We start from the raw sequence: 12,073 nt of genomic DNA, 5'->3' as shown, positions 1-12,073 counted from the left end.
CCTTAACGCAGGTTGATCGTGGTGTTCACACCGTCGTTGACGCTGTCGTCATCGAACCAGCGGCTGGTGACGGTCTTGGTCTGAGTGTAGAACTGCACCACTTGCTTGCCATACGGGCCGAGGTCGCCGAGTTTGGAACCACGGGAACCGGTGAAGCTGAAGAACGGCACCGGCACCGGGATCGGGATGTTGATACCGACCTGGCCGACATCGATCTCGTTCTGGAATTTACGCGCCGCCGCACCGCTCTGGGTGAACAGGCCCGTGCCGTTGCCGAACGGGTTGGCGTTGACCAGGGCGATGGCCTCATCGAGAGTGGCGACTTCCAGCACCACCAGCACCGGGCCGAAGATTTCCTGGGTATAGATCTGCATGTCGGTGGTCACGCCGGAGAACAGGGTCGGGCCGACGAAGTTACCCTTCTCGTAACCGGGAACCGAGATCTCGCGACCGTCCAGCTCCAGTTTGGCGCCTTCCTTGATGCCGCTTTCGATCAGATCGAGAATCCGTGCCTTGGCTTTTTTCGAGATCACCGGACCGACATCGGTGCCCGGCTCGCTGCCGGCATTGACCTTGAGTTTTTGCGCCAGCGCCTTGAGATCCGGCAACCATTGCTTGGCCGCGCCCACCAGCACCACCACAGAAGTGGCCATGCAACGTTGACCGGCAGCACCGAAGCCGGCCCCCACCAGCGCATTCAGCGCTTGTTCGCGATTGGCGTCCGGCAGCACCACGGCGTGGTTCTTGGCGCCCATCATCGATTGCACACGCTTGCCGTGTTTGCCCGCCAGGTCATAGACGTGGGTACCGACAGCGGTCGAACCGACGAAGGAAACTGCCTTGATGTCCTTGTGGGTGCAGAGCCCGTCCACCACGTCCTTGCCGCCATGCACGACGTTGAGCACGCCGGCCGGAATACCCGCCTCGATCGCCAGTTCCACCAGGAGCATGGTCGACATCGGGTCCTGTTCCGACGGTTTGAGCACGAAGGTGTTGCCGCAGGCGATAGCCATCGGGAACATCCACAGCGGAATCATCGCCGGGAAGTTGAACGGGGTGATGCCCGCGCACACGCCGATCGGCTGGCGCAGGGTGTAGGTGTCGACGCCACCGGCGACGTTTTCAGCGAATTCGCCCATTTGCAGGCTGCCGATGGAACAGGCGTGCTCGACCACTTCCAGGCCACGGAAAATATCGCCTTCGGCGTCGGCAATGGTCTTGCCCTGCTCGGCACTCAGGACCGCGGCGATGCGCTTGGAATGCTCGCGGATCAGCGCCTGGAGCTTGAGCATGATGCGCATCCGCGCGCCGATTGGCGTCAGCTTCCAGGTCTGGAAAGCACGATGAGCGGCGCTGATGGCGGCGTCGACTTCTTCGGCGGTGGCAAACGGCACTTTGGCCAGCACTTGCTGGGTCGCCGGGTTGACGATGTCGTGCCATTCGGTGGACTTGGACTCGACCCACTGGCCGTCGATCAACAGCTTGACCTTCTGCACGGTGGTTTCGTTAGGCGTGAGCGATACGTTCATGTGGGTCTCCGGATGTTTATTTTTATCTGGGAGCCAAGGCGAAAAAGTCGCCTTGAGATGAGGCGTGTGCCGCGAAATGGTTAACGGACTGTTTTTGGAGTATAGATGTGCAAACTTCTAATAAGAACGCACATAAAAACCGGTCCAACATGCAAAAAAACATCACCTCCCTCGGTTCGTTGAACTGGGATGACCTCAAGTTTTTCCTTGAAGTCGCCCGCACACGCAAAGCCAGCACTGCGGCCAAGCGCCTGGCGGTGGACTACACCACAGTGTCGCGGCGCATCAGTTCCCTGGAAACGGCGTTGGGCACCTTGCTGTTCGAGAAATCCCGGACCAACGGCTTTGTCCTGACCGCCGAAGGCCAGCGGTTGATGGGGTATGCCGAGTCGATCGAAAGCACCTTGCACATGGCGTGCGAGCAGGTTTCCGGGTCCGGCGTGGCGCTGTCCGGCCATGTGCGCATGGGCTGCACCGAAGGTTTCGGCAGCTTTTTCATCACGCCGCAGCTGAGCCACTTCGTCGACACCTATCCGGCCATTTCGGTGGATATTCTGCCGCTGCCGCACTTCATCAGCCTGTCCAAGCGCGAGGCCGACATCGTTATCGCCCTGGAGCGTCCGGAGCATGGTCCGTATGTATGCTGCAAATTGTGCGACTACCGGTTACAGCTGTACGCGACCCAGGACTATCTCGACAACCACCCGGCCATCCGCCGCCCGGCAGACCTGGCGAAACATTCGTTTATCAGTTACGTCGACGACCTGGCGTTCAGCTCGGAGCTGCTGTACCTGGCCAACGTGCTGCCGGGCGCCAGTGCCAATCTGCGCAGCACCAGCGTGATCGCGCAGTTCGTGGCGGCGCAGCAGGGGCGCTCACTGGCCATCCTGCCGTGCTTCCTCGCCACTCAGGACCCTCGCCTGCTGCCGGTGTTGCCACAGGAAATCAATATCACTCGACAGTTCTGGATGTACTGCCGCGAGGACCTGAGGAAGCTCAAGCGGATCACCCTGTTGTGGGATTACATCCGCCAGGTCACCGAGCAGAATCAGGGCCTGCTGATGGGCGAAAGCCGGGAGATGTTGTTTGCCGATTAGTCTGCGCCGAGCGCCAGCATCAACCCGCTCAAGCGCTTGACCTTGCGCCTCACCGCCTCTTCGAACACCCCTGCTCGGGGCTCGATCAAGGTGAACCAGTTCTTGGCCCGGGTGATCCCGGTGTAGATCAGTTCCTTGGTCAGCACGGGGTTCAAGGCGTCGGGGAGGATCAGCGCGGTGTGGGCAAATTCCGAGCCCTGGGATTTATGCACGGTCATGGCGTACACGGTTTCGACATCATTGAGCCGGCTCGGCAGGACAAAGCGCACGCCACCCTGGCCGTCATTGCGCGGAAAGGCGACACGCAGAACCTGCTTGCCGGCCTCGGGGCCCTCACGCTCCGGAAGCTTGAGGGCGATGCCGATATCGCCGTTCATCAAACCCAGGCCGTAATCGTTGCGGGTCATCAGCACGGGGCGACCTTCGTACCACTGCTGGTCACTGTCGATCAGGCGCGCCCTTAGCAAGGCGTCCGTCACTCGCTGGTTCAAGCCCTCCACACCCCACGGCCCCTTGCGCACGGCACATAACAACTGGAACGCGTCGAAGGCTTGCAACACCTCCCGGGCCCAGTCGGTCCAGCGTGAATCTTCCAGCGGACTATCGAGCGCCGGGCGCTGATTGCGCAGCAGGCTCAAGTAGTGCCGATAACCCTGCGGTCCTTCACCGTGGCCTTCGAGCAACAAGCGTTCCAGAGCCCGGTCCTGCTCCCCCTTGAGGGACAAGGAATACACGTCGTCATGGCTTCGCGCAGACAACAACTTGCGTGCTTCTTCGGGTTGCTGCTGGTTGACCCAACGAGCCAGTTGGCCAATACCGCTGCCTTCTCCGAATCGCCGGGAATGGCGCAACATCACAACCTGTTGAGCCAATGGATGAGCACCCTGCACGTCCTCCTGCAGTCCGCTGGCCTGCAGGCTTTCGCCACTGACGGCTTCCAGCCACTGGCGCGTCTGCGGGCTGTACCAGCCCGCCTCCGCGTCGCGACACAGATCCCCCAATACCGCACCGGCTTCTACCGAAGCCAACTGATCCTTGTCACCCAACAGCACAAGGCGCGCATGGGCCGGCAATGCGTCGAGCAGATTGGCCATCATCTCCAGGTCGATCATCGAGGCCTCGTCCACCACCAATACATCCAGCGGCAGGCGATTGCCCGCGTGGTGCCGAAAATGACGAGTCCCGGGCCGGCTGCCGAGCAGACGGTGAACGGTGGTGACGTCGGACGGGATCTTTTCCCGGATTTCTTCCGTGACCTTCAAGGTCCGGACTTGCTGGCTGATGGATTCTGTCAGACGCGCCGCAGCCTTGCCGGTAGGTGCGGCGAGGCGAATGCGCAGGGGCATGCCGGCCTCGACCGCTGGTGCCTGGAGCAAAGCCAGCAAGCGCACGACGGTCGTGGTCTTGCCGGTTCCCGGCCCCCCCGTCACGATGCTGAAGGCGCTGCGCGTCGCCAGGGCGCAGGCAAGCTTCTGCCAGTCGATCACTTCACCGGACCGGGCAGGCCCAAACAATCCTGTGAGGCGCTGGAGCAGGTCGCTCGGCGTGGATTCGTGTTCCGTCAGACGCTCGCGCAACGAAAGGTCGATCCGTCGCTCGTAGGCCCAATAGCGACGCAGGTACAAGCGTTTGCCCGATAACACCAAAGGTCGGTCGCGCACGTTGTCACGACTGTCAGCAGCCAGAGCCACCAGGTTGCTGGCGGCCAGTACCTTGCACCAATGGGCCCCGTCCAGCGATCCGAGCAATTGCGAGGGCAACAGCATTGCGCCGCCTTGCACGTCACCTTCGGGCGGTAATGACAGGGCGAAGTCAGGTTCTTTCAGGGTCTCGAACAGGTCAAGGCAGACATGCCCGTGGCCCAATTGGTGGCTGGTCAGCGCGGCGGCCAGCAACACCAACGGATCACCATCCGGAGCCAGTTCATGCAGAAACGCCACAAAGGCTTTGTCCAGCGCTCGCAACCAGCCACGTTCGACCCAACGCGTGAGCAACAACAGCAAGTCATCGGCACGGCTCAGCGGCGCGAGTTCGGCCAGGCTTTCGGCTGCCAGCGATGTGGGCAGCAAATCGGCGAATGAGCGATTCATAACAGTACTCCCCGTTCCCAGGCGGGCTCGGCCTTGGGCTCTGGCTTGCCCTGGAACAGCCGGTCCAGACGCTCGATCAGTTCTCTTGGCGGACGGGTGAAAAACATACCCTGGCTGGCCGCACGCGTACCCCGCAAAAACAGGTACAAGGCACCGCCGACATGCCGGTCGTAGTCGTAATCGGCAAGCCGCGCCTTGAGCTGGCGATGCAGGGCCAACAGGTACAACACGTATTGCAGGTCATAACGGTTGTCGAGAATCGACTGTTCCATGGCCTGCACTGTGTAAGCCGCATCATCGGCGCCAAGCCAGTTGGATTTGTAGTCGGCAACGTAATAGCGGCCGTTGTGCTCAAACGTCAGGTCGATGAAGCCCTTGAACATGCCGTTGAGCAACACAGGTTCGGCGGCCACCCGGGCCACGCCGTTATGGGTGTATTGGCACACCAGCGCGTCGAGCTTGAGCACATCGACCTTATGGCTGGCGAACCAGAATTCCATCTCGACCTGGTACTGCGTCAACTGCCCGAATATCACCGGGGCCTGACCGGCGCCCAGATGCAACGGCGACTTGAGCAGATGCTGCAGCCAGTCACTCAGCGTGGTGATCCAGCCTTCCCAGCCTCGACGATTGCAGCGACGGGCAATCGAGTCGATCACATCTTGTGGTGCCGCATCAAAACCCTCGCCCCCCGCCCATTCGAGCAAACCATGGAGGAAGGTGCCAGGGTTCGGACCGCGCGGGAAGCGATGGATATCGCCGCCACCAGCAACCACTTCTCCAGGGGCCTGCGGGTCGAGACGTTCGTCATCGAACAGTTTTTGCGCCTGCGGACTCTCCGGCGCTTCGTCCGTGCCGACACTCAGGGTGTCGCCAATGCGCAATGCACTGTAAGAGGCAATCCACCAGTTTTCACTGGCCTTGCGTTTCGGGATCAGCGGAACCAGTAGCGCCGCTTCGTTTTGCGGTGGCTGGTAATGCTCTGTTGTCGCTTCAGGCAGCTCGGCATACGCCAGCGCCGGGCAGTCCTGTTGCAGGTCCCGCAACCAAAGCTGCAACGCCGGGGAGTCGGCCAATGACGCACCGCCGCCCAACAGATAACCCAATGCCGACAGATGCAGCACCGAGCCATTGTTGTTGCCGCGCTTGAGGTCAGCCACCCCCAGCCAGCAGGCGTGTTGCGCCCGGGTCAGGGCGACATAGAGCAAGCGCAGATCCTCGGCCAGACGCTCATCGTCAGCCAGGGCAATCAATTCTGCCGTCGGCTTCAACGTGACCTGGGCATTGCCTGATTCATCGTGGTAGTGCAACGGCAGTCGGCTGCCATCTACCGGTTTCGCCGAGCAAATAAACGGCAGGAACACCAACGGATACTCAAGGCCTTTGGATTTGTGAATGGTCACGACCTTGACCAATTGCTCATCACTTTCCAGACGCAGGATCTGCTCTTCGCCAGCCTGACCGGACAACGCCAGATGCTCGGACAAATGCCGGATCAGGGCTTGCTCGCCATCGAGTTCAGCCGCCGCCTGTTGCAGCAATTCGGACAGGTGCAGGAGGTTCGTCAAAACCCGCTCGCCGTCACTGCGTGCGATCAACGCCTGGGGCAGACGGAAGTCGTGCAACAAACGGCGCAGCATCGGCAGCACACCCTGCTTGCGCCAGACTTCGCGATAGCCACGGAACTGCATGACCCGGGATTCCCAGGCCAACTCGTCCTGATTCAGCCGCTCCAGCTCAGTCAACGAAAGGTTCAACGTGATGCTGGCCAACGCGGCACGCAGCGGGCGCTCGACATCCGGCTCGGCGCAGGCCTTGAGCCAGGTCAGCACGTCATGCGCCTCCTGGGCGGCGAACACCGAGTCCTTGTCCGACAGATAAACACTGCGCACGCCACGGGCGGCCAATTGCGCACGAACCGCCTGCGCCTCCTTGCCGTCGCGTACCAGGATGGCGATGTCCGCCGGCAGCAGGCCCCTGAAGGCTTTGCCGTCCTGGGTGAATCCCGCTTGCCCCTGCTGCCCGCCATTGAGCAATGCGGTGATTTCACTGGCGCAGGCAGCCGCCAGATGTTGCCGGTACACCGCGCCGGACAACGGCTGTTCGGCCGGCAAGTGCCAGATGTTCAAGGCCGGGACTGCCTGATCATTGATGCGCAAGATCTCTTTGCGGCCCTGGGAGGCCACCGGCATGAACGGAACCGGGGTGTCGCCGTTTTTCTCCCGGAAGAGGAAAGCGCCGCGTCCTGACTCCCGGGCTTCAGCGCGCTCGAACACATGGTTCACCGCGTTGACCATGCCATGGCTTGAGCGGAAGTTGGTGCCCAGGGTGTGCAGACGGCCAGTGGTGGCCTGACGGGCGCGAAGGTAGGTATGGATGTCGGCGCCGCGAAAAGCGTAGATCGCCTGTTTCGGGTCACCGATCAGGAACAGGCCGCACTCGGGGCTGTTCTCTTCAATGCGGTAGATGCTCTCGAAGATCCGGTATTGCACCGGGTCGGTGTCCTGGAACTCATCGATCAGTGCGACCGGAAACTGTTCACGAATCAGGGTTGCCAGTCGCTCGCCGCCATCGGACTGCAAGGCCGCATCAAGGCGCAGCAACATGTCGTCGAAGCCCATTTCCGCGCGACGGCGCTTCTCTTCCTCGAATCGTGCCCCGACCCAGCGGGCGGCGTGTTGCAGTACGGCGGCATCAGGCGTTGGCAACCCATCGAGACAGGCCTTGAGGCCGGCCATCGCATCGAGCCCCGGATGTCGAGGCGCTTCGCCCTTCCAGGCTTCGGTCATGCCATCAGGGGTCAGGCGAGTGAAGCCGGTGCCGATATCCAGTTGCTCAAGGGATTCGTCCTCGGCCCAGGCTTTGATCTTTTCAAACCAGGGCTCGAAATAGCGTGCCTGCATCTTGCGACCGTCGACAGCCTTGCTGGCAACGCCCTGGTGACAGATCGCAAGCAACTCGTCCGCCCACTGGAGCCAGGGCTTCTTGAGTTCGATCAGGGCAACCCGTCGCTCCTGCAAGCATTGCGCAATCACCTCGGCGGGCTCTTTCCCTTGAGGCGTATCCCGCTCACTGGCGAACAGCGCACGAATCCGCGGCAGCAACGCCGCCGGTCCACCCCAATTGCTGCGCACCCAATTCAATGCGTCACCTTGCATCGGGTAACAGAACAGCCGCCAGTAATCACGCAGGACTTCCCCCAGCAAGTCGCTGTGGTCGGTTTCCAGGGTCTGGGTAAACAGGCTGCCGCTGTCGAATGCGTGCTCGCGCAACATGCGCTGGCACCAACTGTGGATGGTCGACACCGCCGCCTCGTCCATCCACTGGGCGGCGATATCCAGGCGGTTTGCGCACCCGGGCCATTGCTCGGGCAAGTACTGATCACGCAACTCGGCAATCAGGCTGTCGGGGGCGGGCGTTTCATCGCGGAAAAATCGTGCGGCCTCGGCGAGCCGGGTGCGAATGCGTTCGCGCAGCTCTTTGGTCGCGGCGTCGGTGAACGTCACGACGAGGATCTGCGGCGGCAACAGCTCTCGCCCGAACCCCGAGCCCTCGTCACCGTGGCCAAGAACCAGGCGCAGATACAACGCGGAAATGGTGAACGTCTTGCCGGTCCCGGCGCTGGCTTCGATCAGTTGACTGCCACGCAGCGGGAAGGCCAGGGCCAGAGGTGTCTTTGTACTCATCAACGCGACTCCTCGCTGGACAGTGAACGCCAGGGTGCTTCAAGCAGCGGGCGATAGAGCGCATCACACCAGTCGGGGAAGGTTTCATCGGCGGTCAAGCCATCGTAATCGGCGAATTGGCGTGCGAGTGCCGGGCTTTCGCGACGCTCTCCTTCCGTCGTCTGCCCATCACCTTCATAAGCCTTGCGCGCAGCGGCTTCGGCTTTGACCGGGTCGGTCTGCCCCAGCCACGCGAAGGCTGTCTTTACCGCGATCGGTAGCGGCTGGCGCATACCCGACTGCCAGGCCATCAACAGCTCGCCCAGAATCTTCTGTGCCGTAGACTCGTCCATCGGTCCGAGCAACAGGCTGTCGTCGCTGGCCACCAGTGCGGTGGTCAACGCCATGCCACTGGCATTAGCCACCAGATGCGTGAGCCACGGGCGCGTCAGTCGATGCCATTTGCGCGACTTGATCGAGCCGATACTGTTGGGGATCGTAGTGATAGACAGCAAACCACCATCAGCGCGTCGATGCAGGCCGCTGAGCCAGCCCTCGATCTGCAGGCCTTGCAGTTCAAGATTGACGGGCAACGCGCTGCTGAGCGGTGTTGGCCACAAAGCCAGGAGCTGTTGGTGGCGTTGCAACAAGTCAGGTAAAGGCTCGATCAATTCATGTTGCAGGCACTCACCGAATCCGGCCATGGGCAGCAGTCCGCTGTTTTGCAGGCGCTTTGCCTGATCTTCCAGTGCTTGTCCGGTATTTCCCGGATCTGCCAGCGCCGCTTCGAGCAAACGGTCGCTGAGGCTGTAACGCTGCAACGCATCCAGGACAAAAGGCTCTTCATCGGCCAACGGCACTTCAGCCGCCTCGAAAAAGACCTTCAGTCGCTGGCTGAAAAAGTGCCGTACCGGATTGCGCAGGAAATCCTGCAGTTGACCGAGACTGAGTGGTTCGTCCTGAACGTGAGCCTCAAGCACTTCGACACTCGCCTGTTGCTCTGCCGCTTGATGAAGGACCTGCCATTCGGTGGCGTAGCTGAACGACTCATCCCCTTCGTGAAAGTAGCGGGCGCTAAAAGGTTGCAAGGGGTGTTCCCGGGTCATGGCTTCAAGCAGATCCTCGCCACTTTGTGCCAATCGCCAACCGCTGGCCAAGTGGTCACGCAACTGGCCGATCAGTACCGACGCAGGTCTCTCGCTGTTATCGCGGATGCTGCGGCCCACCCAACTGATGTAGAGCTGGTCCCGTGCCGACAACAAGGCCTCCAGTAGCAGGTAACGGTCATCTTCGCGCCGGGAGCGATCGCCTGGCCGGTAATCACTGCCCATGAGATCGAAATCCAGCGGTGGCTGCGCGCGCGGATAATCGCCGTCATTCATGCCCAGCAGGCAGACCAGTTTGAACGGGATAGCGCGCATGGGCATCAAGGTGCAGAAGTTGACCGCACCGGCCAGAAAGCGTTGGGACAAACGGCCCTGATCCAGACCTGCAAGCCAGGCTTCACGGACGACGGTCAGCGGCAACTCGTCCTGCAAGCCGACGGATTCGCAGGTCTCGAGCCAGGTCTCGCGCAGCTCTTCGAGCTGGGCCAGCAAGTAGTCATCGTGTTCGTTACCGGCAAGGAAGAACAACTGCACCAAAGCCTGCAAGCGCAAGCCCCATTGCCCCGGCGGCGCAGGTTGAGAGAGTTCATGATGAGCCACTTCCAGCGCGTCCAGCAACGCAACCAGCGGACCGATGAGCGCAGCGTCCAGACCACCGATCTCGTCGTAGGGTTCGATCCCCTCATAAGCATCGGCGCTGCCAACGGCATAACCGAGCAACATCCGTCGCAAGCCGAAACGCCAGCTGTTTTGCTCCAGCTCATTCGGCAGCCCGAGCCCGGCACGTTGCTCGGCATTCATACCCCAGCGAATGCCGGCACCTTCGATCCAGCGGTGCAGCGTCGGCAGGTCACGCTCCTCGACACCAAAGCGAGCGCGCAGTGCCGGGACGTCCAGCAGATCGAGAATCTCACTGACGGGGAATCGGCTGTCAGGCAACTTGAGCAGGTGCTCGACCGCAATCAGCAGTGGATCGCGACCACGCTGGCCCTGGTCAGCCAAAGTAAATGGAATGAAGCGTGGGTCCTGGCGGTCAAGCTGACCAAACACGGCACGAATATGCGGTGCGTAACTGTCGATGTCCGGGACCATCACGATGATGTCCCGGGGCCGCAATTTCGGGTCGGCGCTGAAGCGCGCGAGTAATTGATCGTGGAGGATCTCGACCTCTCGCTGGGCGCTATGAGCGATGTGAAAACGGATCGATCCGTCCTTCTGCAGATCGATGGCCGGCCAACGCTCCCGAGTCTCGTTGAGGGGGCGCAACTCGAGGATGTCATCCTGCAACTGGTTGAGCACATTCAACGGCTGACCGTCACTGAACAAGTCGATGCGCCCGTCGCGGAATGCCGAGCGATAGCTGTTGGGATCGTCATAACTGTCGAGCAGGTTGATATAGTCCCGCCCCTGTTTACCCCAGGCAGCCAGCAGCGGGTGAGCATGTTGGTGGAGGGTTTGCGGATCGATCACTACCGGCATGCCGCTTTTGCGGGCCTGACGCTTGTATTGATGCCGTAACAAGTCTTTATCGGCGACGATGTCGGCCCAATGATGACGACATGGGTTATGTACGCAGAGCAGGACCTGGCTGAATCGTGCCAATCCCGCCAATGCTTCCAGGGCTTGAGCAGGCAGCGAAGAAATCCCGAAAACGATCACTCGCGAGGGTAATCCCTTGGGGGCTGCCTCGAGATTGTTGATTCGCTCGACAAACCGCTGATGGACGCCGGCACGGCTTTGCGCCATGCCTTCTTCTCCCACATCCAGCAAGAGTGCGCGCCATAACTCTGCCTGCCAGCAATTGGCCGGCGTCAGGGGTTGGGCTTCGCCCCTGCCGTTTCTTGTTTGATGTCGACCTTCTGCCCAATCTTCGAGCCAGTCAGCTCGGTACACCTGATATTGGTCGAACAGATCCGCCAGACGCTCAGCCAATTGATAGCGTTTGCGCAGATCGGTGTCATGGGTCAGGAAACGCTGCAGCGGCTCGAAGTGCGGTTGGTTGATCAACTGCGGCAGCAGTCGCATCAGACGCCAGGTCAGCGGAGCTTTATCAAGCAGGGACTTGGCCGGAATCTCATCGCGGCCAAGGACCATGCGATAGAGCTGCCACATGAAACTACCGGGCAACTGCACGTCGATGGCGGCGGCGATGCCGCAGCCTCCCATGTCGTCTTCCTCGGAATCTTCCGCCAGTGCCAGCTTCAGCCATTGGGCAATGCCATTGCTTTGCACCAACGCGATTTCATTCTCCAGGGGAGCCAGCGGGTAGCGCCGCATCCAGCTGACCACCAGGCTGCGCAACTCGTCCAGGCGATTGCCGTGAACCACCATAAAACCAGCACTGAGGGACGTCGCGTCCGGCATAAGGCTTCCTTGGAAAATGCAAATTCGAGGGACGACTTTAGCATTGAAGGCGATTGGCTGTAGGAGCGAGCTTGCTCCTACAGGAGCCAGAAAAACAAAACCCCTACCTGCGTACGCAGATAGGGGTTTCGGAATTTAATCTTGACGATGACCTACTCTCACATGGGGAAACCCCACACTACCATCGGCGATGCATCGTTTCACTGCTGAGTTCGGGATGGG

Annotated in this window: 5 protein-coding genes and 1 rRNA gene; 1 reads left to right on the top strand and 5 read right to left on the bottom strand. The window is 61.0% G+C overall.

Translation table 11 applies throughout. The features are described 5' to 3' along the window. Positions 1–2: 2 nt before the first annotated feature. Positions 3–1,529 carry a CoA-acylating methylmalonate-semialdehyde dehydrogenase gene (locus tag AB4Z35_RS17305; RefSeq protein ID WP_108229312.1) on the bottom strand — a complete coding sequence of 509 codons (1,527 nt, stop codon included), beginning with the start codon at positions 1,527–1,529 and terminating at the stop codon, positions 3–5. A 149-nt stretch (positions 1,530–1,678) separates the two neighbouring features. On the opposite strand from AB4Z35_RS17305, the gene AB4Z35_RS17300 reads away from it, so the two are divergent. Then, entirely contained in the window at positions 1,679–2,626 is a 948-nt protein-coding gene (locus AB4Z35_RS17300; RefSeq protein WP_104450826.1) for a LysR family transcriptional regulator, read from the top strand. Here AB4Z35_RS17300 and recD read toward each other — a convergent pair. The 4 genes from recD to rrf all read right to left on the bottom strand — a co-directional run. Next, positions 2,623–4,716 (bottom strand): exodeoxyribonuclease V subunit alpha, encoded by a 2,094-nt coding sequence (recD, locus tag AB4Z35_RS17295; RefSeq protein ID WP_442098287.1) that lies wholly within the window; start codon positions 4,714–4,716, stop codon positions 2,623–2,625. The two genes, AB4Z35_RS17300 and recD, sit on opposite strands and share 4 nt — an antisense overlap. Further along, positions 4,713–8,402 carry an exodeoxyribonuclease V subunit beta gene (recB, locus tag AB4Z35_RS17290; protein ID WP_442098285.1) on the bottom strand — a complete coding sequence of 1,230 codons (3,690 nt, stop codon included), beginning with the start codon at positions 8,400–8,402 and terminating at the stop codon, positions 4,713–4,715. The genes recD and recB overlap by 4 nt, the downstream gene beginning before the upstream one ends. Then, a complete protein-coding gene (gene recC / locus AB4Z35_RS17285) occupies positions 8,402–11,851 on the bottom strand; it encodes an exodeoxyribonuclease V subunit gamma (RefSeq protein ID WP_442098284.1) in 3,450 nt (1,149 codons plus the stop codon). Before recC ends, recB begins: the two co-directional genes overlap by 1 nt. A gap of 139 nt (positions 11,852–11,990) precedes the next feature. Next, a 5S ribosomal RNA gene (rrf, locus tag AB4Z35_RS17280) occupies positions 11,991–12,073 on the bottom strand; the annotation flags it as partial.

The sequence above is a fragment of the Pseudomonas sp. KB_15 genome, assembly GCF_052114525.1.
In the GTDB taxonomy this organism is placed as follows: Bacteria; Pseudomonadota; Gammaproteobacteria; order Pseudomonadales; family Pseudomonadaceae; genus Aquipseudomonas.
The sequence above is the reverse complement of the archived record's forward strand: the minus strand, read 5'-3'. Positions and strand labels throughout refer to the sequence as shown.

Excerpts from the sequence above, each read along its gene's own strand:
- AB4Z35_RS17305 (WP_108229312.1), bottom strand. The coding sequence starts at position 1,529 with ATGAACGTATCGCTCACGCCTAACGAAACCACCGTGCAGAAGGTCAAG.
- AB4Z35_RS17300 (WP_104450826.1), top strand. The coding sequence starts at position 1,679 with ATGCAAAAAAACATCACCTCCCTCGGTTCGTTGAACTGGGATGACCTC.
- recD (WP_442098287.1), bottom strand. The coding sequence starts at position 4,716 with ATGAATCGCTCATTCGCCGATTTGCTGCCCACATCGCTGGCAGCCGAA.
- recB (WP_442098285.1), bottom strand. The coding sequence starts at position 8,402 with ATGAGTACAAAGACACCTCTGGCCCTGGCCTTCCCGCTGCGTGGCAGT.
- recC (WP_442098284.1), bottom strand. The coding sequence starts at position 11,851 with ATGCCGGACGCGACGTCCCTCAGTGCTGGTTTTATGGTGGTTCACGGC.